Annotated in this window: 22 protein-coding genes; 11 read left to right on the top strand and 11 right to left on the bottom strand. The window is 48.5% G+C overall.

The window, feature by feature from the left end:
- The 9 genes from HPS57_RS14260 to HPS57_RS13120 form a co-directional block, all read left to right on the top strand.
- On the top strand, positions 1 to 235 hold a 235-nt coding region (locus tag HPS57_RS14260), incomplete at its 5' end, for a hypothetical protein (RefSeq protein WP_216653415.1).
- 4 nt (positions 236 to 239) lie between these two features.
- A complete protein-coding gene (locus HPS57_RS13155) occupies positions 240 to 764 on the top strand; it encodes a GNAT family N-acetyltransferase (protein WP_172183859.1) in 525 nt (174 codons plus the stop codon).
- Positions 765 to 1175: 411 nt separating this feature from the next.
- Positions 1176 to 1916 (top strand): NigD1/NigD2 family lipoprotein, encoded by a 741-nt coding sequence (locus HPS57_RS13150; RefSeq protein ID WP_172183857.1) that lies wholly within the window; start codon positions 1176 to 1178, stop codon positions 1914 to 1916.
- A 218-nt stretch (positions 1917 to 2134) separates the two neighbouring features.
- Positions 2135 to 2530, top strand: a complete 396-nt coding sequence (locus tag HPS57_RS13145) for a hypothetical protein (RefSeq protein WP_172183855.1) — start codon at positions 2135 to 2137, stop codon at positions 2528 to 2530.
- A 48-nt stretch (positions 2531 to 2578) separates the two neighbouring features.
- The gene (locus tag HPS57_RS13140) at positions 2579 to 3130 is read left to right on the top strand and encodes an RNA polymerase sigma factor (protein ID WP_172183853.1); all 552 of its coding nucleotides are present in this window, start codon (positions 2579 to 2581) and stop codon (positions 3128 to 3130) included.
- Positions 3131 to 3134: 4 nt separating this feature from the next.
- Positions 3135 to 4403: a porin family protein gene (locus HPS57_RS13135; RefSeq protein WP_172183851.1), complete on the top strand. Its 1269-nt coding sequence runs from the start codon at positions 3135 to 3137 to the stop codon at positions 4401 to 4403.
- Between the two features lie 207 nt (positions 4404 to 4610).
- Positions 4611 to 6779: a rhamnogalacturonan lyase family protein gene (locus HPS57_RS13130; RefSeq protein WP_172183849.1), complete on the top strand. Its 2169-nt coding sequence runs from the start codon at positions 4611 to 4613 to the stop codon at positions 6777 to 6779.
- A 361-nt stretch (positions 6780 to 7140) separates the two neighbouring features.
- Positions 7141 to 10353: a SusC/RagA family TonB-linked outer membrane protein gene (locus tag HPS57_RS13125; RefSeq protein WP_253946567.1), complete on the top strand. Its 3213-nt coding sequence runs from the start codon at positions 7141 to 7143 to the stop codon at positions 10351 to 10353.
- A gap of 34 nt (positions 10354 to 10387) precedes the next feature.
- On the top strand, positions 10388 to 12520 hold the full coding sequence (locus HPS57_RS13120) for a RagB/SusD family nutrient uptake outer membrane protein (RefSeq protein WP_172183847.1): 2133 nt from the start codon (positions 10388 to 10390) through the stop codon (positions 12518 to 12520).
- A 574-nt stretch (positions 12521 to 13094) separates the two neighbouring features.
- On the opposite strand, the gene HPS57_RS13115 is transcribed toward HPS57_RS13120, so the two are convergent.
- The 11 genes from HPS57_RS13115 to HPS57_RS13065 form a co-directional block, all read right to left on the bottom strand.
- Positions 13095 to 13913 (bottom strand): tRNA threonylcarbamoyladenosine dehydratase, encoded by an 819-nt coding sequence (locus tag HPS57_RS13115; protein ID WP_172183845.1) that lies wholly within the window; start codon positions 13911 to 13913, stop codon positions 13095 to 13097.
- A gap of 75 nt (positions 13914 to 13988) precedes the next feature.
- Positions 13989 to 15275, bottom strand: coding sequence for a CobW family GTP-binding protein (locus HPS57_RS13110; RefSeq protein ID WP_172183843.1), 1287 nt, complete (start codon positions 15273 to 15275; stop codon positions 13989 to 13991).
- Between the two features lie 52 nt (positions 15276 to 15327).
- Positions 15328 to 16791 (bottom strand): rod shape-determining protein RodA, encoded by a 1464-nt coding sequence (rodA, locus tag HPS57_RS13105; protein WP_172183841.1) that lies wholly within the window; start codon positions 16789 to 16791, stop codon positions 15328 to 15330.
- 60 nt (positions 16792 to 16851) lie between these two features.
- Positions 16852 to 18702 (bottom strand): penicillin-binding protein 2, encoded by a 1851-nt coding sequence (gene mrdA / locus HPS57_RS13100; protein WP_172183839.1) that lies wholly within the window; start codon positions 18700 to 18702, stop codon positions 16852 to 16854.
- A 42-nt stretch (positions 18703 to 18744) separates the two neighbouring features.
- Entirely contained in the window at positions 18745 to 19245 is a 501-nt protein-coding gene (gene mreD, locus HPS57_RS13095; protein ID WP_172183837.1) for a rod shape-determining protein MreD, read from the bottom strand.
- Between the two features lie 2 nt (positions 19246 to 19247).
- On the bottom strand, positions 19248 to 20111 hold the full coding sequence (gene mreC / locus HPS57_RS13090; RefSeq protein ID WP_172183835.1) for a rod shape-determining protein MreC: 864 nt from the start codon (positions 20109 to 20111) through the stop codon (positions 19248 to 19250).
- Between the two features lie 138 nt (positions 20112 to 20249).
- Complete coding sequence (locus HPS57_RS13085) at positions 20250 to 21272, bottom strand: rod shape-determining protein (protein WP_135940602.1); 1023 nt, start codon at positions 21270 to 21272, stop codon at positions 20250 to 20252.
- Positions 21273 to 21339: 67 nt separating this feature from the next.
- A complete protein-coding gene (locus HPS57_RS13080; protein ID WP_172183833.1) occupies positions 21340 to 21939 on the bottom strand; it encodes an IMP cyclohydrolase in 600 nt (199 codons plus the stop codon).
- Between the two features lie 104 nt (positions 21940 to 22043).
- Entirely contained in the window at positions 22044 to 22547 is a 504-nt protein-coding gene (locus HPS57_RS13075; protein ID WP_253946566.1) for a gliding motility lipoprotein GldH, read from the bottom strand.
- On the bottom strand, positions 22504 to 23673 hold the full coding sequence (locus HPS57_RS13070; protein ID WP_172183831.1) for a PSP1 domain-containing protein: 1170 nt from the start codon (positions 23671 to 23673) through the stop codon (positions 22504 to 22506). Before HPS57_RS13070 ends, HPS57_RS13075 begins: the two co-directional genes overlap by 44 nt.
- 6 nt (positions 23674 to 23679) lie before the next feature.
- Positions 23680 to 24768 (bottom strand): DNA polymerase III subunit, encoded by a 1089-nt coding sequence (locus tag HPS57_RS13065; RefSeq protein ID WP_172183829.1) that lies wholly within the window; start codon positions 24766 to 24768, stop codon positions 23680 to 23682.
- 504 nt (positions 24769 to 25272) lie between these two features.
- Between HPS57_RS13065 and HPS57_RS13060 the strand changes: the two genes are divergently transcribed.
- Positions 25273 to 25410, top strand: coding sequence for a hypothetical protein (locus HPS57_RS13060; RefSeq protein WP_172183826.1), 138 nt, complete (start codon positions 25273 to 25275; stop codon positions 25408 to 25410).
- A 578-nt stretch (positions 25411 to 25988) separates the two neighbouring features.
- A complete protein-coding gene (locus HPS57_RS13055; protein WP_172183823.1) occupies positions 25989 to 26990 on the top strand; it encodes a restriction endonuclease subunit M in 1002 nt (333 codons plus the stop codon).
- Positions 26991 to 26993: the final 3 nt, after the last annotated feature.

The raw sequence follows: 26993 nt of genomic DNA, 5'->3' as shown, positions 1-26993 counted from the left end.
CCTGCGCCGATGGTACTGCACTGCAATGCGGGAGAGTAGGAGGCCGCCTTCTTTGAGACATGTTCCCCCGCTGACTGAAAGGTCGGCGGGGGAATTCTTGCTTTTTTGTGTGTTATATGGTGTTTTTTGGTGTATGGGGAGGGGGAGGAAGGAGGGGAGACAATTGTGTGCCTTGGGGAGGAGGATGTTGCGAAAGGAGGAAAAGGCTAATTTTATAGGAATATTAGAAAACTAAGTATATGATATATGCAGAAACAGACAAGCTGGTTCTTAGGTCATGGAAATCTGAAGATTTGCCATGTTTTGCTGCTATAAACAGCAATCCACAAGTGATGAAATATTTTCCGGCATTACTGACAGATGAAGAAACGGAAACTTTTTACAATCGTATTCAAGCTGAATTTAAGCGTAATGGTTGGGGATTGTATGCAGTGGAGTTAAAGGGTACCGGTGCATTTATCGGATATGTCGGACTGCATGAGATTGGGTTTGATGCCGAGTTCACGCCGGGTATAGAAATAGGATGGCGGTTAGATGCCGATTATCACAATAAAGGCTATGCCACAGAAGCTGCGAAAAAAGTGTTGGAGTTGGCAAGGAAGCAGGGGCTGGCGCGAGTTTATTCTTTTACTGCCGTTGTAAACAAGCCTTCCGAGCGTGTTATGCAGAAGATAGGAATGGAGAAAATCTTAGAGTTCAACCATCCGAAACTTTCAGATGATTCACCATTACTGAGGTATGTCCTTTATCAGATAGATTTGTAATGTAGCACAGGATGACGCTATATGTACTTATATAGGGGTATTATAGGTGTATCAGTATGTATGCTTAAAAGGAACACATTATCCGATGTCAATTTCATCAATTTTTTTCTTTATTATCTCCAAGCCATAGCGAAAGCGATAAATCACATTTAGGAGTCTCGCTACAGAATTGATTCCAGCGGCAATGTTGTCCTGTATGGCAAGAATCCTTTTAGCGCCACCATGGCTTTGTGGACGGAGGGTCATTGCAGATTCATATAAGAATATACAGGAAACTTTGGATTATGCAGACTCCATGTAGTTATGCTGTCAAAAGCTACAAGAATGTTGTTTATTGTTAAAACTAAGTTTGTTGAAGCAAGATTTCCATGCAATAAGGATTATATAGATGTATTAAACAAAAAAGATAATATGATGAAGTATCCAAAAACAATTCTTATTGCATTACTTACAGTAGTGCTCGGTCTGCAGTCATGTGACAGCAACGATGATTATGTAGCAGTGAACTTTCCTAATGGTCTGGTGACTGTGAAAGTCAATACTGAAGGAAAGACCTATTTCCAGCTTGACGAGAAGACAACATTGTACCCAGAGAACCTGACCTCTACATTGTATGATGGCAAGGAAGTGCGTGCATTGATGAACTTCGAGGTTTTGGACAAGGTGACAGAGGGCTATACGAAGACCGTCCGTGTCAATTGGATTGACAGTATACGTACCAAGGATATGGTCGTGATTCCCGATGGTGAGTCTATAGATGATTATGGCAAAGACCCTGTTGAGATTGTCAATGATTGGGTGACCATTGCCGAAGATGGATATCTTACACTGCGTGTCCGCACATTGTGGGGCGGTAGCAACAAGAAGCATTATTTGAATCTTGTCGGTGGTGTGAATGAGGAGAATCCGTTTGAGGTAGAGCTCCGTCATGATGCTAATGGCGATGTTAACGGCGCTTGGGGTGATGCACTGATAGCTTTCCGTCTGTCAGAGATTCCTCAGGAGATTCCTGAGAATCAGAAACTGACTTTACGTTGGAAATCCTTCAACGGTGAGGTAAAGAAAGTCGATTTTAAGTTGTCAGGAACATCGTCAGAGTCAGGTGATAAGGTAGAGGCTGCTGTGATAAGCCGTGGCGCAATCATAAAGTAAGAACCAATCTGCTTTTTGAAAAATCCGGTTATGATGTTGCACTGCCAACAGAAATATTCAGTTGGCATAAGTCATCAGAACAATGTACATTATAAGTGATGCGAATAAAGATTTTCATTCTGACACTATCAGTATGCTTTTTGTCCAGCATTGTTGGCTGTACAGTCTCATCAAAGGCAACCTCCGGAAATGCCATTTCAAATGATATACCATATAGGTTGGCTGAAAAATATTTTGTTAAGAACACAGCGGTTCGTGTACCAGACATGATCTTAAGTGAAGCTGAGTTTAAGCAATATTTTGGGACAGCTGCGGTCATGGGGAAAAGTGGTCAAGCTACAGCTATAGATTTCTCAAAAGAGTATGTGGTGGCAGTGACCTTGCCCGAAACAGAGTTTTCAACAGCAATCACTCCTGTGGCAATGAAGCATAATGGTGTGCAGAAGTTTGAATTCCACTGTAATGTGGAGGTTGGAGAAAAGCAGAGCTTTACAACACGGCCAGTCTTGTTGGCTGTTGTCAGCCGCCAATATCTTGGTGATGTTAAGGTGGTTCTGACCTATACGCCTTCTGTGCTGACAGCCTATTATGATGGTGAAATCAGCATTGATTAAGCATGTAGCTTTTGATGGGCAATATGTGAAGTAATAAATTATAGGAAAATGAAGTTGAACGGGAGCGACAACGAGATTGAACTGATACGTCGTATGCAGTCCGGTGACCATGGTGCCATGCGGACTGTATATGAGATGTATGCCGGCTATCTTACCGCTGTCTGCTCCCGTTATGTCGTTGACAGTGAGGATGTCCGCGATGTGTTGCAGGATTCTTTTGTGAAGATATTCTCCGGTATAGGGAATTTCAGGATTATGGAGAACGGCTCATTGAAGTCATGGATGACAAGGATTGTCGTCAATGAGTCTCTGAAATTCATACGTAGGCGGAATATATTCAGTTTTATCGATACTGTAGAGGATATTCCCGACTCTCCTGATGTGGACTTGGAGACAGATGGAATTCCGTTTCAGGTCATACAAGAGATGATACAGAGCCTTCCGGTCGGTTACCGCACCGTCTTCAATCTTGTTGTATTTGAGAAAAAGAGCCATAAAGAGATTGCAGCCATGTTAGGCATCAAGGAAGGTACCTCTGCATCGCAGTTTCATCGGGCAAAGGCTCTGCTTGCCGAAAAAGTCAGTCAACACTTAAAGTAATGGTATGGAAGATAATAATTGGATAGAGGATTTACGGCATAAAGAGCATGATTTTGAGCTTCGTGCTCCGGAAGGTCTGTGGGACGATATAGAACAAAGTCTGTCATCCGGGAATCGCCGTCAGAGACGTATTCTTCCTTTGTGGCTTCGTTATGGTGGGGTTGCTGCTGTTGCGTTATGCCTTGCTGTTATCGTGCCGTTACTATTCTCAGAACATTCCCTGCAAGATGATGTCCGCATGGCAGGCAGTGGAATCATTAAGGATAGGCATAATTTTGTGGCAGAGGTTGGGGGCAAGAATCCTGGCGATGCCGTCCATGAAGCCCTGCGTCCATTGGAACGTGGCATCAAGCGCATGGGCAATGCTTTGGAACGCCATACAAAGGTTTTGGCGGACGCATCTGTTGCTGTGGCGGCATCAGATGAATTATCTGAAGGTGGAGAGGAAAAAGAAAAGCAAGCGGTCATTGAGTATACAGATACAGCGTCTTCGGTTATTTCTCCAGGCTCGCGGACGCAGCTATTGGTTACCGGAAAGAAAAAGGCTGTACCTGCTGTTAAACATCTGAAATCCGGTGGTGACTGGAGTCTGACGGCATACGCAGGCAACCTTATGACCAATGGCAAGAGTTCAGAGACAGGCTATTCGCCCATTGTCAAGACATTAAGCCCTTATGGCGGAGCAGCGGATGTGCCGATTGGTGTGAATAAGGTGTATGACATTTTGACAATGAATCGTGGTGAGAGTGTTGAGACAGAGACGCACCATAAGCTGCCGTTACGTTTCGGACTGGGCTGTGGTATTCCTATCAGTGAAAGAATGAGTGTCGAGACGGGCATAACATACAGTCTTCTCTCATCGTCCACGGTGTCAGGTACGGATAAGAATTATTTTGATACAGAACAAACATTGCACTACATAGGTGTTCCTTTGAAGCTGCATTATAATCTTTTGAAGACACGCAAGTTTGGTGTCTACGTGAGTGGCGGCGGTATGGTGGAGAAGTGTGTCTACGGCTCTTCGGACACCGACCTCTTTATTGGTTCGGAAAAGGCATCTTCAACTTCTGAGAAAGTCAGCGAGAAGCGCCTGCAGTTCTCTGTCATAGCCGGTGGAGGTCTGGAGTACCGCATCACCGAAGCTTTGAATCTGTTTGCAGAGCCGGCGGTGAGCTATTCTTTTGATAACCACAGCAGCGTGGAAAATTCCTATAAGGAGCATCCTTTGAACTTTGACCTGAAGGTCGGTGTGCGTTTTGATATAAAACGATAAGTGGATTTTTTTGCAGTCAATAGTCAACTGAGCGCAGTGAACTATTGACTGCCTTTTTTTGATGTGTATAGCAGCTTTTCCGGCATATATGACGGTTTTTATACGAAATCACATATTATGCGCACGGATTTACAGTCTTCTGATGTTTGTTTTTGTTAATTTTGCATACAGAAAAACAAAGTCAGAAACTAACTGAAAAACATTTTTATGAAAAAACAAATTCTTACATGCCTTGCAGCAGCATTGCTGTTGAGCATGCCTGCAGCTGCCCGGCAGTATGCAGAGAAACTTAATCGCGGCGCTGTCAAGATGCAAGGTGCAGCCCGTGGCGGTGCCTATCTGTCATGGCGCAGTTTTGTGACGGATAGCAAAGACATGACCTTTGACATTTATCGCAATGGGACAAAGGTTGCCAATGTCTCAAAGACCAACTATAAGAACCTGTCATACAAAGTCACGGACAAGTTTGTCATCAAGGCAGTCGTGAATGGTGAGGTGGTTGAAGAGTTCTCGCCAATGCAGATAGCTTCGTCAAAGAAACTGCACATAGACCGTCCTGCAGGAGGCAAGACTAAGCCATACACTACCACTGTTGGCGGAAACACGGAAAGTTACCCTGACGGACAGGCTTACACGTATGAGCCGAACGACTGCTCTGTGGGCGATGTGGACGGCGACGGAGAATATGAACTTATCGTGAAATGGTATCCGAGCAATGCGCGTGACAACTCACAGAACGGTGTGACAGGCAACACTATCCTTGACTGCTACAAGCTGGATGGCACAAAGCTTTGGCGCATCGACCTTGGCAAGAACATCCGTTCCGGTGCTCACTATACACAGTTCCTCGTCTATGACTTCGACGGTGACGGCAAGGCGGAGATGATTTGCAAGACCGCTCCGGGAAGCATTGACGGTGCAGGCGCCTATGTCAGCGAAGCCGCTACAGAAGCATCTATCAAGTCGGTGAACAACACAAAGGATTGGGTGACTTCTGCAGGACGTGTTGACGGTGGTCAGGAGTGGCTGACAGTGTTCAATGGTGAGACAGGAAAGGCTGTGCATACCATATACTACAACCCCAACCGCAACACTACTGTCGGTGGAGAGGCTGCAGGCACATTCAACTGGGACGACCGCAGCGGAAAGAACGATAAGGGCAGCTATGGCAACCGCGGCGAACGCTATCTTGCAGCTGTTGCCGCACTTGGTGGCCCTGACGCATTGCCAAGTGCAGTGATGTGCCGTGGCTACTATACCTACGCCTTCCTTTGGGCCGTGGATTTTGACGGTAAAGAACTGAAGACACGCTGGCTTCACTCTTCAAAATCGACGACATCCTACACTGTCATGGATGCCGCCGGTACAACAAACACGTACAAGCCGGGCGCGGCAACACGTGGCTCCGGCAGCCGCACGGCATACGGAAATGGCAACCACAACATGTCGGTGGCGGACGTTGACGGTGATGGCAAGGACGAGATAGTATGGGGCTCATGTGCAATAGACGATGACGGAAAACTGCTTTATGCCACAGGCTATGGTCATGGCGATGCCATACATGTTGGCAAGATGATTCCTTCACGCGATGGCTTGCAGGTCTATCAGGTGCATGAGGCATCGCCTTACGGATGGGATCTCCACGATGCTGCCACAGGTGAGATAATCTTCAGTGGCACAGCTGAAGGAGATACAGGGCGTGGCATCGCTGCAGACATTGACGCTAACAATGACGGTTGGGAAATGTGGTGTGCTTCCTCACGTAATCCACGCAGTGCAGTAACCAACAAACTGACAAGCATCAGCGCACAACCTTCCATGAACTTCAGAATATATTGGGACGGTGACTTGCAGGACGAACTGCTTGACGGCAGCACAATCACGAAGTACAGCAACGGTGCCGTCTCTACTGTGAAGTCGCTGAGCGGTTCTTCATGCAACGGCAGCAAAAGCACACCAAATCTTTTGGCTGACCTCTTCGGTGACTGGCGAGAAGAAGTGATACTTTGGGACAAGACCACCTCTTCCGACCTCTACATCCATTCCACCACAGAAGAGAGTGACCACCGTGTGCCTTGCCTCATGCAGGACCATACCTACCGCATGGCTGTCGCATGGCAGAATGGAGCTTACAACCAGCCTCCTCATCTCGGATACTACTTGCCTGACTACGAGAAGCAGTATGTCCAGACGGCTATTGGTTCGCCTGTAATCAGCGGAGAATGCGAGATCACAGTCTGCAACCCTGCCGGTACGATGCTGAAAAAGGGCTATGGCACAGTGGAGGACATGCTCGACACGCTGTCTTCCGGCATGTATGTCATTACTGCCAATGACGGCAAGTGCACTAATACACGCAAATTTATTGTGAGATAGTCTCAGATTCAAATAATGTTGATATCCTAAATCCAAGACAGAAGTTTGGCACTTCATCGTGGATTTAGGATTTTTTTTGTTGCTGTCAGTTACCACAGCAAGTGATAGAGTCCTTGTATATTAGTGATTTGTACGGCTTGTGTTTATGGAGAACCTGTGTTGGCTGTTGCTTGTAAATTAAAGAATGCTGCATTTTTTTACCAGCCGCCATTTTTTCAGTGTTATAATATAAATACAGTGTATTAAGTAATATTAACTAAATGGGGGGGGGGTAAAACGAGTTTTTTTTGTAAATTTGCACATTATTACTCTAAAATGGTGATAAATCCCTAATAACTATAACCTAATAAAACAACAATCTATGGATCAGAAGAATCGATTCCTTAAAGGGGCATTGATGCCCTTTGCCATGGCATGTTCAGCAATGATGCTTCCTGTTTGCCAGGTAAGTGCCAATGCTGCAGGCAATGTCAGCCTTGCAGCCCAGCAGCAAGGCAAAGTGACCGGTGTGGTTGTCGACCAAAATGGCGACCCTGTCATCGGTGCCACAGTGAAGATCAAAGGCTCAAGCAACGGCTCTATAGCCGACCTTGACGGTAATTTCATGATAAATAATGTTCCTTCGAATGCTGTGATACAGGTCTCCTATGTCGGCTATAAGACAGCAACCGTAGCCGTGAAGGGACAGTCCAACCTGAGGATTGTGCTTCAGGAGGATGCTGCAGCACTTGACGAACTTGTGGTAGTCGGCTACGGTGTGCAGAAGAAGAGCGATGTCACAGGTGCATTGACTCGCGTAGGTGAGAAAGAACTTCAGGCACGTCCTGTAAGCAATGCCTTCGAGGCACTGCAGGGAAAGGCAGCAGGTGTGGACATCACATCAAACGAACGCCCAGGTACTGTCGGTGACATCCGCATTCGTGGTGAACGTTCACTGACAGCCTCCAATTCTCCTCTCTATGTTGTTGACGGTGTGCCATTGATGTCCGGTTCAGGAATTGAGACACTGAACCCGCGCGATATAGAGGCGATAGATATTCTTAAAGATGCCTCTGCAACAGCCATCTATGGTTCTCGTGGTGCCAATGGTGTTGTCATCGTCACAACAAAGCAGGGCAAGGCGGGGCAGCTCTCACTGAACTATTCAGGTTCTGTGACATGGCAGAACCTGGTTGACCGCAGCCCTTCTGTAAGTGCTGCTGACTATATCCAGTATCGTCGTTGGGCTGCATACAACAATGACCCTATAAAATATGCTGACCCTCGCAACCCTACAAAGGATAGTGATTTCGCAATATTCCAAAACAGCAGTAAACTTGATGAAACAGCAATAGAGAATGTCATGAACGGCTGGCAGTCCGGCTCATGGAATCCTAATGATGTGATTGACTATGACTGGACAGGGCAGGCACTCCGTACAGGTGTCATTCAGGAGCATACACTCAACGCTTCCGGTGGTACAGACAAGATGAGCACTTTCGGCTCGTTCGGCTATCTCAGCAACAAGGGCACTCAGCATGGTCAGGAATACAAACGCTTCACTGCACGTCTTGGCATGAATCTCACTCCGACAAAGTGGATGACAATCAACATGTCCTTCAATGCTTCACGTGAGACACAGGATTACGGCATGTCATCAGCTTTCTCTCCTTCAGCAACAAACGCTGCCGGTGCTGTTTATGAACTCTACAAGAAGTCTTACCGCTGGGCTTTGCCATACGATAAGGACGGTAACCGCGTGAAATACCCAGGTGGTGACAACCAAGCCTACAACCCGATAAACGAGTGGGAGCATAATATCTCAAACCGTGAGACATACCGTATCCTTGGCTCAATGTCCGCACAAATCCATCTTGGTGAGATATGGGCTCCTCTGAAGGGCTTGGAGTACAAGATAGCTTTCGGTCCTGACTACCGTCACTACCGTAAGGGTGACTATATTGACACTGCGTCAGCTTACAAGTGGATGAGCAATGGTGAGAACCAGTCTCGCTGGGAGAGCAATAGCGGATTCTCATACACTCTTGACAATATGATCACATACAACCGTACATTCGCTAAGAAGCACAATGTAGGTTTGACATTGTTACAGTCTGCCTCAGAATGGAAGTACGAGACCGGAAACATGGAATTGAGCCGTATTGAGAATGATGCATGGCTTTGGAACGCCATGGGGTCATTGGATATCACAGACAAGGATAACGGAGCAAGCATGAAGACAGGTATCAACGAGCGCCAGCTTGAGTCATACATGGTTCGCTTGAACTATGCTTTCAATGACAGATACCTTCTGACCGCTTCCGGACGTTGGGATGGAGCCTCACAGCTTTCAAAGGGTCGCAAGTGGGCGTTCTTCCCATCAATGTCCCTCGGTTGGCGTATTCAGGAGGAGGCTTTCATGAAAGACATCCGCTGGATTGACAACTTGAAGCTCCGTGCCGGTGTTGGTGTGACAGGAAACTCCTCCATCGACCCTTATGCAACTCTCGGTGCAATCCAGTCAATCTACATTCCTACAACTGACGGCTATGACAAGGCTTACATGATGAATGACCCTGCTTACGTCAAGGATCCTCTCGTGATGGCGAATACACAGGTGGGTTGGGAGAAGACCACCCAATGGAACTTTGGTCTTGACTACGGCTTCCTTGGCAATCGCATTTTCGGTAGCTTGGATGTCTATTTCTCAAAGACAAATGACCTTCTTCTTGCCATGTCTGTCCCTACCGTTACCGGTTATGCTTCAACTATCGGCAATATCGGCAAGACATCCAACCACGGTGTGGAGCTTAGCGTCAATGCCATTCCTGTCGTAAACAAGGATTTCCGTTGGGAGACCTCATTCAACATGGCATGGCAAAAGGATAGGATTGACGAACTGGCTAATGGCAAGGAAGATGATATTGCAAATGCAAGATTCATCGGTGAGCAACTCAACGTTTTCTATGAATTCAAGACAGACGGTCTGTGGCAGGACACTCCGGAAGACCAGGCTGAAATGGCAAAGTGGAATGCTAATGGATATAAGTTCACTCCGGGTAACGTTAAGCCTGTTGACCAGAATGGTGACTATAAGATGGATGCGGATCATGACCGTGTGATCATTGGTAACAAGCGCCCTACATTCACTGCCGGTTGGACAAACACATTCAATTACAAGGGTGTTGAACTCAGCTTCCAGCTTTACGGCAGATTCAACTATTGGGTACATGCTCCTCAATATCTCTTCGGCTTCGGAAACCTTGGTGAAGCAGCGCTTGACTATTGGACTCCGGAGAATACTGGCGCACGTTACCACAAGCCGAATCTGAGTTCTGTACAAACAGGTGACCTTGACCAGTTTGCCAAGCAGGAAGGTTATGAGAAGGCAAGCTTCATCCGTATGCGTAACATCTCTGTCGGCTATACTGTCCCAAGCAAGCTGCTCAAGAATGTACAAATCAAGCATGCAAAGATTTATGCTCAAGTCATCAACCCATTCGACCTTCATCAGGCAGTTGCCGGACTTGACCTCGATACAGGCAAGTCTTACTTCAACCGCAGCTGGGTTGTAGGCCTTGAACTTGGTTTCTAATATGATACACTAATTCATTAATAACAGACTAACAATGAAATTCAAAAAATATATCGCCGCCGGACTTATTGCTGCAACAGCAACGGGTCTCACTTCCTGCTCAGATGATTTCCTTGACGAGAAATTGAGCTCTTCTTATGATACTTCGTACTTTGAGACAGAGAATGGTATTTTAGCCCTCACTAAATCACTCTACGGACATATCCGTTGGATTGGTGGATACGAGTCACAGGGCTATTACCAGTTCATGGGTGGCACTGACGAATTCGGAATCGGCACGGATGCGTCTAACGAAGTATGGCTTACATACGATGTCCGTATGTCTCCTTCTTTCACCACAACAAACGGTAACACAGGTACTAATGCCCATATTTGGGATGAGGTCTACTACGGCATCGCTTCTGCAAACAAGATTATCGCTTCTGCGGATAAAATCTCCAATGAGGAGGTGCGCAATTCCGCTCTTGCACAGGCTTATTTCCTACGTGGATATAACTATTACATACTGACATCTCAGTTTGGACACTGTGTGCTTCAGACCGTGCCAACTGATGGCATCGTGCGCTCTTTCGACCTTACCACAGAGCAGCAGTGCTGGGAGCAGGTCATCGCAGACTTGCGTCAGGCTTACAGCTTGTTTGACGGTGAGAATAACAAGCTCGTGGGTCAGCCTGTAAGCTGGACGAAGGCTACTGCTGCCCATTTCCTCGCGAAGGCTCTCCTTTTCGCTGCTTCCGAGCGTAATGATTACTGGAACGGTGCTGTCAAGGAGGCTTATCTGAAAGAGGCTCTCGAGGCTGCCGACTATGCTATTGGCGCACGCCAACTTGAAAGCAATGTGACAGACCTTTATGGCAACTGGACAGGCGTGAACTGTGAGCTTGAAAGGAGTGGCGAGATTCTTATGGTTGCTGCACATGATAACAACTTCTCAGGGCGTACTGCGTCACGCAACCCCGGAGCTTTCTTTAACCCTCAGTTCTCTAACTTCGCAAAATCCACTCTTGGCTCAATGCGTGGCTGCATCACCGGTGGCAAGGATTTCCAGCGTTTCCGTCCGACAGAGTATACTATCTCTGTGTTTGACAATGTGAACGACGCGCGCCTCTGGAAGTCTTTCGCTACGGTCTATGGGACAGCTGTCGAATATGCAGGTAATGCCCATACAGGCCCTGTGCACGTTGGCGACCCATCTATTGTCTTTATCTTCAACAAAAAGGATGAGCATGCTTTCGACAAGTTCCGATTCGGTGCTGCTGCTTATCAGCAAGACGCCAACTTCGTTGACGAGGAAGGCCGTCTCCCTGAAGCCGGACGCAAGCAGACACGCGAAGGTGGCGCTACTTTCTCAGGAAAGAAGAACCAGCCTATCCTTAATGCATGGATTCAGTACCAGAAAGGTGAGTATGTCGGTGACAGATTCGGTTCCATCAACAACGCTGTCTACACAGAAGGCAACCCTAACATGTTCCCGGGCATAAGCAAGCATGCTTGCGGCACGCTTAACGCTTTTGCAGGTGACAACGGGTCTCGTGACCTTATCCTCGCCCGTCTTGGTGAGACTTACCTCGTCCGCGCTGAGATAAAAGTGCGTCTCGGTGACTACACCGGTGCGAAAAATGACATTGACGCTCTCCGTAAGCGTGGCGCATGGCATGCAGGTGAAAACCGCAGCTACTATGTCGACGGATGCTATGAGGCTGCAAAGAACACTTCTTTTGTTGCAAAAAAAGCTGAGTATGTGGAGGCCAACGACGGCTGGAACCTTGGCATGAACACTTACTATCTGTCCAATCCGGGACTTGAGGTGTCTGATGCGGCAACAGAGGCAGAGATGACCAACTGGACTTGGGACAACCTCCCTGCAGAGGATGAGGCTATACTTGCAAAGATTGGTGCAACAAGCAAGTTTGAGCGTGCGCTCAACTTCATTCTCAACGAGCACACTCGTGAGCTTGTAGGCGAAATGGTGCGCTGGGAGCACATGGCACGCACAAAGACTATCCACACGCGTTGCAAGGCGTTGAACCCTGACATCATCTTCTTTGACGAAGCAAAGCACTACTATCGTCCTATCCCACAGTCATTCATTGACAATCTGCAGCATGAGGATGGCACAAACCTCTCTGATGCAGAGAAGAAGGCTTGGCAGAACCCCGGCTATTAAAATTGTTGTTGTCGTTTTGTGGACTAGCTTATTAAAATAATGTGAGTTCGGCGAATCTTGCTTGATTTGTAGTCTGATGTATAGCGAGATTTCGTCGGACTCATGTCAATCGGTATGTTACCGAATAAGAAAATTATTACTGTCCGGTAAAACTCCACAAGTTGTTGTGAAATCACATTTTCATAGGAAATGTTTCTCATAAAATGTGGCGGAGCCACACTTTACAGCGAAATCCTGTTGCTGTATGCGAGGATAGGGGCTTGTCACAACTGAAACAGATGAATGATAATGTGTTGTATATGTTTACCGGACAGCAATATAAGAAAATCTTCTGAATCCGCATAAATCCACATGCTCTTTGTCTCTGTGCTAAGAGGTTCTCATGTGGATTTATGCGGATTCAGAAGATTTTCTTGCTAATAGCCCGGAATGAGGATTGCGAATGTTGTGCAGGTTTTCTTGCGCCGCACTCCTCATTCCGGATGCTAAAAAAACGGTTTTCGTAAGGTAACCCTTTACCGTGCGAAAGGTTACATTTCACATGGTAAAGGGTTACGGTTTGGACAGTCAAAGGTTATCTTTCGTAAATCTTTGATTTTATGTCTGTTATGACAAGTCCGGCGAGGGTGAAGCCGAAGATTCCGGTGATGTGGTGGAGAGAGCCGTTTATGACCGCCTTATAGTCGCAGGTCTCGTCCGTAAAGCCGAGGTTCTCCATCGGCAGTTCCTCGCTGTAGACGCATTGGAATTTGCGTTTTGGCAGCATCTTCTTTTGGCGCATGCGCTTGCGGAGGAGGGCACCGAGTGTGTCGTTCCTCACTTTCCAGAATTCTGTGACCCTGACTTTCAGCGGGTCGATGCGCAAGGCAGCACCCATGGAAGAGAAGAAGACAGGATTGTTGTCATCCTTTTTGTCGCTGCATCCGGCAGGCGCATCCGTGCTGTCGGGCATGGTGGAGGCGGTGCGTTCGATGCTTGTGGCGTGGAGGATAAGCTGAATCTTGTCCTTCAGGGAGTCAATGCAGTCGATGATGTAGTCGTAATCCTCAAGGTGGAAGTCATGCATTGTCTCTTTGCTGTACACGGTCTGCAATGGCAGAATCTCGGCATTGGGGCTTATTTCGAGAAGCCTTTCTTTGAGCACCTCCACCTTCGCTTTGCCAACGGTCTTTGTGGTTGCCATGAGCTGTCGGTTAATGTTTGTGGTGGCGACACAGTCAGGGTCGACAATGGTCATGTGCTTTATGCCCGAGCGCACAAGGCTTTCGGCACACCATGAGCCAACGCCGCCCACACCGAAGATTATTACCTTCGCGCTTTGTATGCGTCCCATTGCCGTAGAGCCAAGCAGACGCTCCGCTCTGTGGAAAATCTCTTTTTCGGAATATTCCATTTCGCTGTTTTTTTCGTGGTGTTTTGACAAACAAATGCCTGTCCTTGGAGTAGGGCAGGCATATTGTTTATGAGGTTATTTTACAAGACACGCATCAAGCATGTCTGTTATCTCCTTGCGGTTCATGTGTTGTCCGATGAACACAAGTTTCTGCATGCGGTCGCCATACCTGTCGTCCCAGTCGCGCTTCACTCCCGGGTTGTCGGCGAGGAAAGTGCGCAGCTCGTCTGCCGGCATTGTGGCATACCACTGTCCGGCGTTGCGCAGCGATACCTGTTTTCCTGCCTGCTCAAACACATAGCATGTGTCCTGCTCGTCATTGAAATAGCAGATGCCCTTTGCGCGGATGACGGATTTTGGCCATTTGCGTGCCACGAACTGGTCGAATTCCGTGATAGAGAAAGGTTCGCGTGCATAGTAGACGAATGTGCCGATGCCGTATTCTTCAGCCTCGCCGGTCTCTTCATTGTGGTGGCAGTGGCCGCATGTGCATCCTTCACCGTGGTGATGATGGTGCTCATGGTCGTGGTCATGGTGGTGGCATTCGTGCTCTTCATCGTGGTGATGGTGGTGATGATGCTCCTCATTATGATGATGATGCTCGTGTTCTTCTTCGTGCTCCTCCATTTCGTCGAGATGCTTTTCAACCTCCTGCACCCATGTCGGGGATGCGGCGAGTGTGTTGAAGTCAAAGGAGTTTGTGTTGAGCAGCATGTCAAGGTCAACATCGCAGTAGTCGCAGTTGATGATTTGCGCCTTTGGCTGCAGTGTGTGGAGTATTTCGCTTATGCGTCCAAGCTCCTGAGGTGTCACCTCACTTGCCTTGTTAAGCAGGATGATGTTGCAGAACTCAATCTGCTGTATGACGAGGTTCTCGATGTCCTCTTCGGCGATGTTCTGCTTTGTTAGGTCAAGTCCTCCTCCGAACTCGTCGCGCAGGCGCAGTGCGTCAACCACACTTACTATGCTGTCAAGGCGCGCTTCGCCGTCGGTGGTGTATTCCTCGCCCATCATCGGGATTGAGCATATTGTCTGTGCGATAGGCTGCGGTTCGCAGATGCCTGAGGCTTCGATGACGATGTAGTCGAATTTCTTTGACTTCATGAGGTCGCGGAGCTGTTCGACAAGGTCCATTTTCAGTGTGCAGCAGATGCATCCGTTCTGCAGTGGCACGAGTGAGTCGTCCTGTTGTCCCACGACACCGCCTTTCTGTATGAGGTCGGCATCGATGTTCACTTCTCCTATGTCGTTGACGATTACTGCAAACTTTATGCCTTTCTTGTTTGAGAGAATCCTGTTGAGCAGGGTTGTCTTGCCGCTTCCGAGGTAGCCTGTAAGCAGCAGTACGGGAGTTATGTTCATGATTATAATGTTTTTTTGTTGGTGCTTTGTGGTTTATATCTGTATGTTTGCCTTATATCCTTATCAAGTTTCTTCCGGCATCTATCCTCAGGAAGATGAACAGGAGTATTGTGAATCCCCAAAGGGAAGAGCCTCCGTAGGAGAAGAATGGCAGCGGAATGCCGATGACAGGTGTCAGTCCCAAGACCATTCCCACGTTGATGAACAGGTGGAAAAGGAAGACGCTCATGACGCAATAGCCATAGATGCGCCCGAACTTGAACGGTTGCCGCTCAGCAACGTGGATAAGGCGGAGTATGAGGCATAGGAACAGCACCAGCACTCCTGCCGACCCGAGAAAGCCTTCCTCTTCGCCGACGGTGCAGAAGATGAAGTCCGTGTCCTGTTCAGGGACGTATTTCAGTTTTGTCTGTGTACCGTTGAGGAATCCTTTGCCTTGCAATCCTCCTGAGCCTATGGCGATTTCCGCCTGGTGGACGTTATATCCTGCGCCTGCGAGGTCTTCCTCGAGTCCGAGCAGGACATTGATGCGCACACGTTGGTGAGGCTCCATGACTTTGTTGAGAACAAAGCTCGACGAATAGAAGAATGTCACCGAACCGAGAGCGAACAGCAGTATGAGGAAGTAGCTCTTTATCCTGCTTTTCAGTCCTTCGTAGAGCAGTGCTCCGAAGACATAGGCGGTCAGTGCCAGTTGTACCCACACGATGTCAAACGGTATGACGAATTTCGAGAAAAGTGTGGCTATTATTGTCACTGTGCCGACGACTATTGAGAGGTTGGCTACAAGTGCCTTGTTCTTGCAATAGACGTGTACCATTATGATGGTGAACACGTGTACAAGCAGCAGGACAAAATATTTGCCTGCCGATGTCGGCATACCGAGGAGTTCTGTCTCTTCGTACCTTATGCCGATTACGAAGTACATGACCATCGCAACACCAGTAAACAGTATCGAGCCCGGCATGCCTTCGCGGTAGAGCATAAGGAAGAATGCCGAATAGACAAGGGCGGAGCCTGTCTCGCGCTGTCCGATGATGAGCAGCATCGGGGTGACTATTATGGCGCATGCGAGGAAGAAGTCCTTGCTGCGCTTTATGTTAAAGCCATATGTTGACATGAGTTTCGAGATCGCAAGTGCTGTGGCAAATTTCGCGAATTCGGCAGGTTGCAGTCGAAGAGGCCCGAGCACAAGCCACGAGTGTGAGCCTTTTATGTTGCGAGGGTTAAAGATTGTAGCGAAGAGCAGCAGTAACATCGCGCCGTAGACGATGAAGGCGAAGGTGTCAAAGCCGCGGTCGTCCATCATCAGGATTACGAAGCCGAGGCAGATAGATGTTGCAATCCATACTATCTGCATTCCTGAGCGTGAGCTGATGTCGAAGATGTCGGCATCGTCAAAGGAGTAGCTTGCTCCGCAGACGCTGAGCCATCCGAATGCCAGCAGTGCGAGGTAGATGCCTATTGTCCACCAGTCGAGTGATGCGATTATGCCTTTTCCGTTTCCTTCTTTCATGTTGAGAGTTTGCTGATATGTCTGTTGTCTTACTGTTTCTTTGGTTTTGTGGTGGTGTTGCTATCTGTTGCCCGAACCGTAGGCAATTCTTCTGCTTTGGAAGTCTCTTGCGCGTGCTTCGCTTGCTTCGGAAAGTTTGCCGTTCATGTATTGCTCTATCATGAGTGAGCCGATAGGCACGCCGTAGTCGGCGCCGAAGCCACCGTTCTCGACATAGACGCTGATGGCTATTTTCGGATTGTCCATGGGGGCGAAGCCCATGAAGATAGAGTGGTCGTGTCCGTGGTTCTGGGCAGTACCGGTCTTGCCGCATACAAGGTAGTCTGCTCTGTTTGCTGCGCGGCACGTGCCCCTCTCGACAGCCGAGCGCATTCCTGCAACGACATAGTCGTAGGCGGCACGGGATGCTTTCGTATAGTGGCGCGTGGTGTAGGCAGTGTCAAGAGGTTCTCCTTTGACACGCTTAACGACGTGCGGCGTGATGTAGTATCCTCGGTTGGCTATCGTAGCCCCAAGGTTTGCTATTTGGAGCGGTGTTAGGTTCACCTCGCCCTGTCCGATAGAGATAGAGATAATGGTGAGTCCGTTCCACGAGCCTTTGTAGGCGTTGTCATAATAGTCTGCGTTTGGGATAAGGCCTCTTTTCTCGCCCGGAAGGTCTATGCCGAGCTTGTAGCCGAAGCCCATGGAGACCATGTAGTCGCGCCAAGTGTTCATGGCGTTCTGTACAGACTTGTATTTCTTCTTGTTTCCTATCATGTAGTACAGTCCCCAGCAGAAGAATGCGTTGCATGAAGTGGAGATTGCCGGCACGAGAGGCAGAGGACTGCCATGGCCGTGACAGCCGACATGAAGACCTCTGAAAGAGAAGCCATGGTAGCATGGGAAACTTGTGCCAGGAGTTATGATGCCCTCCGTCAGGAAGGTAAGTGCCTGTGATGTCTTGAATGTCGAGCCAGGAGGGTATTGTCCCATTATGGAGCGGTTGAGCAATGGCTTCCATACGTTCCTTGACAGTGCAAGGTGGTTCTTGCCACGGTTGCGTCCAACCATCTGCCTTGGGTCGTAAGTCGGAGAAGACACCATGCAGAGGACTTCTCCTGTCGAAGGCTCTATGGCTACGATGCTTCCGATTTTTCCTTCCAGGAGCCTTTCGCCGAGTGCCTGCAGATTGATGTCAAGACTCAGTGTCAGGTCTTTGCCCGGTATCGGCCGTCGGTCGTATTCACCATTGTTGTATTTGCCTTTTATCCTTCCGTGGGCATCACGCAGGAGGATCTGGACTCCCTTCTCTCCGCGGAGTTGCTTTTCGTAATAACGCTCAATGCCGAGTTTGCCGATATAGTCGCCTGCCTGATAGTACTCATCACCCTCAATGTCTGCCGGTGACACTTCTGCCACATCCCCAAGGACATGGGCTGCATAAGGATAGTGGTATTGCCTTACAGAACGTTTCTGTACATAGAAGCCAGGGAAGCGGAACATCTTTTCTTGGAAGATGGCAAATTCCTGCTCCGAGATTTGGGACATGAACAATTGCTGTGTGAACCGTGAATATCCGGGATTCTTGTTGCGGTCCTTTATCTCCGCCATTCTGCGTTTGTAGAATTCCGGCGTTATGCCCAGTACATTGCAGAACTCCAGTGTGTCGATGTGCCCTTTCTGTTCGTTCATGACAACCATGAGGTCGTATGACGGTTCGTTGTAGACAAGCAGTTTGCCGTTACGGTCGGTGATTACGCCGCGTGACGGGTATTCTATTTTCTTGAAGAAGGCGTTTGAGTCCGCACTTTTGCGGTAGTCATCGCTCATGATTTGCAGGAAGAACAAGCGTATGATATATATGGTGACAATAGCTGTCGCTATGCCACCAATAACATATTTCCTGTTGTCAAGACTGTGGTCTGCCATTCTTGGTATATAGTGTAATCTCTACTATGTATGGTTCTTTTTCTATTCCCTTACCTTCTCTACGGCGATAAGCATGAGCAGTGTTATGGCCGTGCTTCCTCCGATAGCCTCTGCCCAAATGGTGATGTTGAAGAAAGAGAAGGCTTCCAGAGTGCAGAACAGAAGGCTGTAGATGAATGTCAGGATAAAGGTGTAGGAGACAAATTTCAGCCAGCCGAGTTCTTTCAATGAAGGGGAACACTCTTCTTCAATCTTTTCTTTTGACAGGAACATGCGGAGCACACTTGGCTGTATGAATCCTATGAAGGTCATTGAAGCCGCAGCAACACCGGGAGTGTTTGAGAAAATATCCATCAACAGTCCTGTGGTGAAGCTCCAAAGGAGTATGCTCCACCGTGGCTGTGCTGTGCTGAACTGCAGTACAATCAGGATGTATAATAGCGGTGTGGCGCAGCTGAATACATGTATATGGTTAAGCACCAACGCTTGCAGGAGCACCAGCAGTGACAGTAGTGCCAGTCTTTTGAAAAAATCAATACTCATCGCTATTCTTTTTTGTTCTTTATTGAATCCTCGGCAGCACGCTGCACCTCCAGTCTTTCCCGCATGATTTTGTCGTCTACGACACAGACATTGCGCAGATTGCCGAAATCTGTTGACAGCTCAACCATGCAACGGTATGACAGACCGTCAGGTGAGTTGTAGACATGTATGATTTTTCCTATAAGGATTCCCGGTGGGAATACTGAGCTGTAGCCTGAAGTGACAATCTTGTCATAGAGCCTGAAATGTGCATGGCGTGGTATATCGTCAACGTATGCGTGGCGTGGCGACTTGCCGTCCCAATGCAGATAGCCGAAATAGCCTCGTCCCTGAATCGTGCAGCTTATGCGTGAGTGGCTGGACAAGACAGGGATGACAATGCTGTAGTTCCTTGAGGTCTGATAGACAATGCCGACGATTCCCGTGCCACCGACAACGCCCATGTCAGGCTTTATGCCGTCGGCAGCACCTTTGTCGAGTGTTATGAAATTGTCCTGCTTGTCGATGGAATTGCTGATGACCCGTGCCGGAATAATCCGGTTGCCGGCAATGGCTGTCATTATGGGCTTTGATGCGATTGTGGTGTCACCTGTCGCTTTTTCCAGTTGTTCTGACAGTTGCTGTATTCGTTGTTCAAGGAATACATTGCGTTGTGTCAGCTGCTCGTTGACTTTTGCCAATGAGAAGAATTGGTTCACCGCAGCGTTTGCTTCGTACACTTTTCCGGATACGGCATTCGCTGAGGTGAACCATACACTGCCTTGATAACCATTGAATTGGAACAGCAGAACCATTGACACCACTTCCAGCAGCAGAAATATGAACCAATGGTGATATTTCTGCAGGAACTCTGATAAGTTGTGCATATATTAAAAACTTTTAGGCAATGTGCAAATGCCATTGGGCGCGCCATTAATGATTGTGGCTGTTCCCCATGGCATCTGCACGTATTGTCTTTGCCTGTTTGGCATGAGTTGTCTGTATGACTGTCTCGTTATGTATGACTATCGCATAAGGAATGAGAAGCGGTCAACATTCTTCAATGCTATGCCGGCGCCCTTTGCGACAGAGTGCAATGGGTCGTCAGCGATATGGAACGGAATCTTGAACTTGTCTTCCAGACGCTTGCTGAGACCAAGGAGCATGGCACCGCCACCGGTAAGCCAGATGCCGTTGGTCACGATGTCCGCATACAGTTCCGGTGGTGTGTTCTCCAGAGCGGTGAGGACTGCATTCTCGATTTTTGCGATGGTCTTGTCGATACATTCCGCAATCTCCTTGTAGCTTACCTTGACTTCAAGTGGCAGCGCTGTTATGCGGTCCGGTCCGTGGATAGTATAGTCCTCCGGAGCCTCGTCGCCAAGTTCGGTGAGGGCAGAGCCGACATGTATCTTGATGCGTTCAGCCATACGCTCGGAAACCTTGACATTATGCTTGCGCGCCATGTGCTCCTGAATGTCGGATGTCAGTTCGTCGCCGGCTGTTCGTATGGAACTGTTGGAAACGATGCCGCCAAGCGAGATTACGGCAATCTCCGTGGAGCCACCGCCGATGTCGACAATCATGTTTCCCTGTGGTGCCTCGACATCTATGCCGATACCGATTGCTGCCGCCATTGGCTCGAATATGAGGTAGACATCACGGCCGTCAGCATGTTCGGCAGAGTCGCGTACGGCACGCAGCTCTACTTCCGTGCTTCCCGACGGCACGCCGATAACCATGCGCAGTGAAGGCGAGAACAGCTTGCTTCCTGAATGAACCATCTTGATAAGACCACGCATCATCTGCTCGCAGGCAGAGAAGTCGGCAATGACACCGTCACGAAGCGGGCGGATAGTCTTGATGTTGTCGTGAGTCTTTTCGTACATCATCTTGGCTTGTTTGCCGACAGCTATCATCTTGTCTGTATGGCGGTCAAGCGCAACGACAGAAGGCTCATCAACAACAATCTTGTCATCGCTGATTATGATGGTGTTGGCTGTGCCAAGGTCCATTGCTATTTCTTGTACAAAAGAGAAAAATCCCATTGTGTTTCTGATAATTTTTTACATACAGCATGGCAAAACTTTTATTTGCCTGCTGTATTTTGTTTGTTTATTTTGTTGCTTCAAACCAACCGTTGATAGCTGTGTCGTAGTGTGAAGAAACACCGAAAGCGCGTGTGGCAAACATACGGCGCTGCTCAATGGTTGTCTCCGCTCCCTGCTCGTTGATGATGTCAAGAAGCACCTGATATTCAGCCTTTGAAGGTATGATGACAACATCCTTGAAGTTCTTCGCTCCAGCACGGATGAGTGATATGCCGCCGATGTCGATTTTCTCGATGATGTCTGCCTGTGATGCTCCGCTTGCCACAGTCTGCTCGAAAGGATAGAGGTCGACGATTACGAGGTCGATCTCAGGAATCTCATACTGCTCCATCTGCTTCAGGTCGCCCTCATTGTCACGGCGTCCGAGGATGCCTCCGAAAATTTTCGGGTGCAGTGTCTTCACACGGCCGCCAAGGATTGAAGGATAGGTTGTGACATCCTCCACTTTCTGGCACTCATATCCGAGTGATTCGATGAAAGTCTGTGTGCCACCTGTAGAGAGGAACTTCACTCCCTCTGCGTTAAGTTTTGCGAGCAACTGGTCAAGTCCATCCTTGTGGAATACGGATACCAGCGCGGTCTTGATTTTCTTTGTCTCTGCCATTTTTTGTTATAACGTTATGTTTTTTATTCTGAAAATTATTATATCGTGTATAAGATTAATGTGTATGCTTGTTTCATTGTCCGCGTTCGACGCATTGCAGCATGCTATTCCTTGTCCATTTTTATTCCTATGTCCACAATGCCCGGAAGGATTTCACGCTTCATGTTGTGGCGCACAGTGATATGCAGACTGTCGCCGCGCATGTGGAATTTCTTCCTTATCGGTATGGAATACTGGTAGAGTGTAATGCCATTGCCCAGCATTCTGCCGTTGTGGTTAGCGATGTCGCAGTTCACCACATCCACTGCCGTCTTTTTTGAAGGAAAGGATGTCTGCTCCACGACAAGACTGAGGTTCTGGAACGGATAGGCATCGTTTGTCCTTATGCCGAGCGATAAGGTGTACCTTCCGCTTTCCGCCAATGCCGGAATGTCGAACGCCAGCGCGTCATTCTTCTCCCAACCGCCCACAGTGGCATGCTCATAGTGGTCGTACACGCGGTTGTCTCCGCATGCCGAGAGAGTCATGAGGATGACAATCACGGCAATAAGGGCTGACAGTCGGCTATTCCTTTTTGTTGTCTTGGTGTTCATTCTTCTCGCCTCCATTGTCTTTTCTCTTTGGGCGGGCGGTTTTCTTTTTCTTTTTCTTCTTTGACTTGTCAAAGCGTGTTATGTCCTCACTCTCAACGAGGTCGGTGTGGACAGAGCGCCTTCTCTCTGTCGTAGTGTCCTTACTGTCGTCAAGGTCTATAGGCTTTTCGCCGCGTCTGTTCATGTCCATGACAGCCTTTGCGCGTTCAACAGTGATTGTCTGCAGGTTGGCTGCGAGACGCTTGTCGGTGGAGTAGGTGACAATGCCTGCGAGGATGTCCTGCTTGAAATGATAGTAGTCATTGTCCTGCGTCTGCAGCACGGCATCGCGCGGCGGCATTTTCCTGCCTGCTTCCATGTATGTGTCCACCTCATAGTTGAGGCAGCATTTGAGCTTTGCGCACATTCCCGCCAGTTTCTGAGGGTTCAGGGAGATGTCCTGGAAGCGTGCTGCGTTGGTGGAGACGCTTGAGAACGACTTCATCCATGTCGCGCAGCACAGCTCTCTGCCGCAAGGGCCTGTGCCACCGATGCGTCCAGCTTCCTGACGTGCGCCGATTTGCTTCATTTCGATGCGCACATGGAACACGTCGGCGAGGACTTTTATGAGCTGTCGGAAGTCCACACGCTCGTCGGCAATGTAGTAGAAGATGGCCTTGTTGCCGTCGCCTTGATATTCGACATCGCCGATTTTCATCTTCAGCCCGAGGTCTTTCGCTATCTGGCGGCTCTGAATCATGGTGCCATGCTCGCGCGCCTTGGCATCGTTCCATGTGGCGATGTCCTGGTCACGGGCAATGCGGTAGATGCGCTTGATGTCGTCCATGGACTTCAGGTTGGCTTTCTTCACCTGCAGATTGACAAGCTGTCCGGTGAGAGTCACCACGCCTATGTCATGTCCCGGATTCGACTCAACAGCCACAAGGTCGCCCTTATGCAGGTCAAGTCCGTTGACATTGTGGTAGTAGCCTTTCCTTGTGTTCTTGAACTGCACTTCCACAAGGTCCGTGCTCTCCGCGTTTCCCGGCACGTCCGCCAGCCAGTCGTAGGTGTTCAGCTGATGGTCCTGCCGTCCGACGCCTTTTGCCGAGAGTCCGCGGTCGCATTGTCCTGAGATATATTTCAAGTTGTCAAAATTCATTCTGTCTTATTTTCTTAGTAACAAGACCGTCAGTCTCAACGCTGTGTCGAAAAAGACAATCTTCTGGTTTGTGTTTTGCGAGATGTCGCGGATGGCAAGTTCCAGCAGGCTGTTGATGTCAATGACGTTCGCTTCGTTGATGAAACGCCCGAATTTGCTGACGAACATCTCCTCTTCGGCTGTCATGTAGGACAGTTCCGGGTTCCTGAAATTGGAGACGAACGCCTCCCTGACCATTCGCAGGAAATACGTCAGCAGCCTTTTCTGCTTCTCCCTGCCGAATCCGGCAACAGTCTCCGACCATTTCTTCATGCCACGGACATCCTTCGCATAGACTTGCCTCATGAGCATCTTGAACAAGTCGAGGAAAAGCATCTGCTCAGAGTCCGGTGACAGTTGCTCTATGGCTGCCAGCCAATTGCCGTCCGCTGCGCGTGAGAGTTTGTGCGCTACGCCCGCTTCCAGTCCGCGCTTTTCCATGAGAGCCTTCTCGAGTGACGCGCTGTCAATCTTTGGCACGTCAATCCTCTGCACACGGCTACGTATAGTCTCAAGCAGGCGCTCAGGACGTTCGACACAGAGAATGAACACCGTCTGTTCGGAAGGCTCTTCCAAAGTCTTCAGAATCTTGTTGGCACTCTCGTCGTTCATTCGTTCCGCCAGCCAGATTATGGCGACCTTGTAGCCGCCCTGACTGGATTTCAGCGACAGTTTCTTTGCCAGCTCATCGCTTTCCGCAGCAGTGATTATGGCCTGCTGTGTGGTGGCTTTCATGGCCTCCATCCATTGGTCGAGAGTTATGTAAGGCCCCTCGCGCTTTATGAGCTCATGCCAATCCCTGATGAAATCGTCGCTGACAGGCTTGTGCTCGCCACCCATCGACGGAGTCTTCACTGTCGGGAATGAGAAATGCAGGTCTGGATGGTAGTCTGTTGTCTTGTGCAGAAGTTCCGTAGCAAGTGCAGTGGCGAGTGCCAATGTACCGTAGCCGGTATCACCGCAGAGCATCAGAGCGTGAGGCATACGCCCGCCATGGACCAGCCCCATGAGCCGGTCTTTCACTTCTTGCTGCCCTATGACTTCGTTCCACTGCATGGTGATTATCCTCAAATGTCCATAAAACGCCCTACATATTTATATATACGCGTATGCAGACAGGTACATTTCGGTTACAAAGTTACATATTATTAATGAGTATCGGTGTACGCATGACAAATAATTATGTTTTGTTAACCCAAGTGTTGCGCAGAGGCTGCTAAAAGAAGGGGTTGCGAAGTGTTACCTTTCATGTGGTGAAAGGTAACACTTGACCATGTCAAAGGTAACCTTTTGCAGTGCGAAGTGTTACCTTTTGTTATGGTATCTTTTTGCTTGTGTTTTTGTGTTGTTTGTGTCCGGCAAAATTAAACACTACCTCATGATATGAAGCATTGATGCAAAGAAACGGTAGAAGGTGTGGCAGAGCCACAGCCTTTACGGTAACCACCGGCTTCAGCCGTGTGGATTGTGATGATGCTCTTTAAGCTGTGTGTGGTGGAACCACACTCCTTTATGCAACCTTCCCATATCAGATGTGCTATATATCAGGCATAAAGGAGTGTGGCGCTGCCACACATTTATGTATGGACTATTGACCGCCACACGGCTGAAGCCGGTGGTTACCGTAAAGGCTGTGGCTCTGCCACACCTTCTGCGCTTGACTTGTGTATGGGCTATCGTATGGCATTTTACCACTGATGTGTTTCACAAGACAAGCCATTTTGAAGGACAACCTCATAAAAATACTAATGTACAGGAGCATTATTGCTTGTTGTTGTTTTACTACATCAATATTTATTGGACGTTGCAATCAGGATGACGAACAGAATCAGCCTCAAAGCTATATTTTCCACATACGACCGCCACTTTTCGCGGCTTTTATTTTGTGGATTCACGGAAAAGTGTTACTTTTGCAGTGTGTTTGACGGGCATTGATGTCCCGAGGGCATAAGTCTCCGACTTGGCAGGAACTGCGGAAGGACAGCCTTAACAGTCGCCCAACCAAAGGAGGAGTACTTCATCTTATTGGTAAAAAATTAGCGTATAGCTATTTGTTCAAAACAAATTGAAACCTAGGAAATTTCAATAAAGGAATGATGAGCAGGTAATTATACGTTCACGATTACGTGGACGTGACTTGTCATTCCTTCTCGGCTTCCTAGGGCCGCAATTTGGGCAAAGTTACTGTCCACGTATTGCGTTCCGTAAACAGAAGCCGTTTTTTTGTAGAAGGACTTTTGGCATACGTTACAGTTTTAAACGTTTGCTGAAAGTCTATGGAAGACAACCTTTTGCAGGACTGTCATTCCGTTGATTTGTCAGAGGACATTCTTAATGCTGTGGATGGCGAGGTGCTTGCCATCCTGTTGCGCGACCATACCACGGGAAGGAATATCACGTGGGCTACGCGTGATTATGAGTATCTGGGTAAGGGCTATATGTACGGTGACGAGATTCTTCCCGAACGAATCACGGGGAAGAACAATCGAATCATCGTGCCGAGAGTACTTAAGCCGAGAAGTTCGCAGGCGCAACGCGCAAAGGAGATGGCGGAAGTGTTCACGCCGTCTTGGGTGTGCAATGCGCAGAACAACCTCATCGATGAGGCTTGGTTTGGCAGAAAGAATGTTTTCAATACGGAAATGACTACAGAAGCCGGAGTCCGCACATGGATTCCGACAGATTCCCCTGTCTCTGTTTTTCCCGAAGGCAAGACATGGAAAGCTTATGTGCGCGACACCCGTATGGAGATAACCTGCGGTGAAGCGCCGTATCTTGTGAGCCGTTACGATGCCACCACCGGCGAACCTATACCTATTAATAAAAGAATAGGCTTGCTTGACCGCAAGCTGCGCCTTGTCTCAGAGAACACCGAGACATCCGGTGAGTGGCTTTCTTTCGCCCAAGAGGCGTTCCAAAACATCTACGGCTACGAGTGGCAGGGCGACAATCTGCTGCTTGCCCGTGAAAACCTTCTTGTTAGTTTCATCGAATACTACGCAGCGAAATTCGGCAAACTCCCAATGACAAAATCAACAGCCTACATCGCCTACATCGTTTCATGGAATCTATGGCAGATGGACGGGCTGAAAGGTGTCGTGCCCGACTCCTGCCACGAACAAGTGACAACCGACCTCTTCGGTGGGGAGACAAGGACACCTTGCCTTGGATGTAAGGACGGAAACCTCCGCCGGCATAACGGCACATACTGCCTCATCAGGGACTGGCGGGCGAAGAAAGAGAAGCAGAAAATAAGATTTGTTGACCTGATAAAGTAGTTG

It is taken from the genome of Palleniella intestinalis (genome assembly GCF_013166595.1).
Taxonomy (GTDB): Bacteria; Bacteroidota; Bacteroidia; order Bacteroidales; family Bacteroidaceae; genus Prevotella; species Prevotella intestinalis.
This window is presented reverse-complemented; position numbering and strand designations above follow the sequence as displayed.

Coding starts and splice junctions, on each gene's coding strand:
- HPS57_RS13155 (WP_172183859.1), top strand. CDS start 240: ATGATATATGCAGAAACAGACAAGCTGGTTCTTAGGTCATGGAAATCT.
- HPS57_RS13150 (WP_172183857.1), top strand. CDS start 1,176: ATGATGAAGTATCCAAAAACAATTCTTATTGCATTACTTACAGTAGTG.
- HPS57_RS13140 (WP_172183853.1), top strand. CDS start 2,579: ATGAAGTTGAACGGGAGCGACAACGAGATTGAACTGATACGTCGTATG.
- HPS57_RS13135 (WP_172183851.1), top strand. CDS start 3,135: ATGGAAGATAATAATTGGATAGAGGATTTACGGCATAAAGAGCATGAT.
- HPS57_RS13130 (WP_172183849.1), top strand. CDS start 4,611: ATGAAAAAACAAATTCTTACATGCCTTGCAGCAGCATTGCTGTTGAGC.
- HPS57_RS13125 (WP_253946567.1), top strand. CDS start 7,141: ATGGATCAGAAGAATCGATTCCTTAAAGGGGCATTGATGCCCTTTGCC.
- HPS57_RS13120 (WP_172183847.1), top strand. CDS start 10,388: ATGAAATTCAAAAAATATATCGCCGCCGGACTTATTGCTGCAACAGCA.
- HPS57_RS13115 (WP_172183845.1), bottom strand. CDS start 13,913: ATGGAATATTCCGAAAAAGAGATTTTCCACAGAGCGGAGCGTCTGCTT.
- HPS57_RS13110 (WP_172183843.1), bottom strand. CDS start 15,275: ATGAACATAACTCCCGTACTGCTGCTTACAGGCTACCTCGGAAGCGGC.
- rodA (WP_172183841.1), bottom strand. CDS start 16,791: ATGAAAGAAGGAAACGGAAAAGGCATAATCGCATCACTCGACTGGTGG.
- mrdA (WP_172183839.1), bottom strand. CDS start 18,702: ATGGCAGACCACAGTCTTGACAACAGGAAATATGTTATTGGTGGCATA.
- mreD (WP_172183837.1), bottom strand. CDS start 19,245: ATGAGTATTGATTTTTTCAAAAGACTGGCACTACTGTCACTGCTGGTG.
- mreC (WP_172183835.1), bottom strand. CDS start 20,111: ATGCACAACTTATCAGAGTTCCTGCAGAAATATCACCATTGGTTCATA.
- HPS57_RS13085 (WP_135940602.1), bottom strand. CDS start 21,272: ATGGGATTTTTCTCTTTTGTACAAGAAATAGCAATGGACCTTGGCACA.
- HPS57_RS13080 (WP_172183833.1), bottom strand. CDS start 21,939: ATGGCAGAGACAAAGAAAATCAAGACCGCGCTGGTATCCGTATTCCAC.
- HPS57_RS13075 (WP_253946566.1), bottom strand. CDS start 22,547: ATGGAGGCGAGAAGAATGAACACCAAGACAACAAAAAGGAATAGCCGA.
- HPS57_RS13070 (WP_172183831.1), bottom strand. CDS start 23,673: ATGAATTTTGACAACTTGAAATATATCTCAGGACAATGCGACCGCGGA.
- HPS57_RS13065 (WP_172183829.1), bottom strand. CDS start 24,768: ATGCAGTGGAACGAAGTCATAGGGCAGCAAGAAGTGAAAGACCGGCTC.
- HPS57_RS13055 (WP_172183823.1), top strand. CDS start 25,989: ATGGAAGACAACCTTTTGCAGGACTGTCATTCCGTTGATTTGTCAGAG.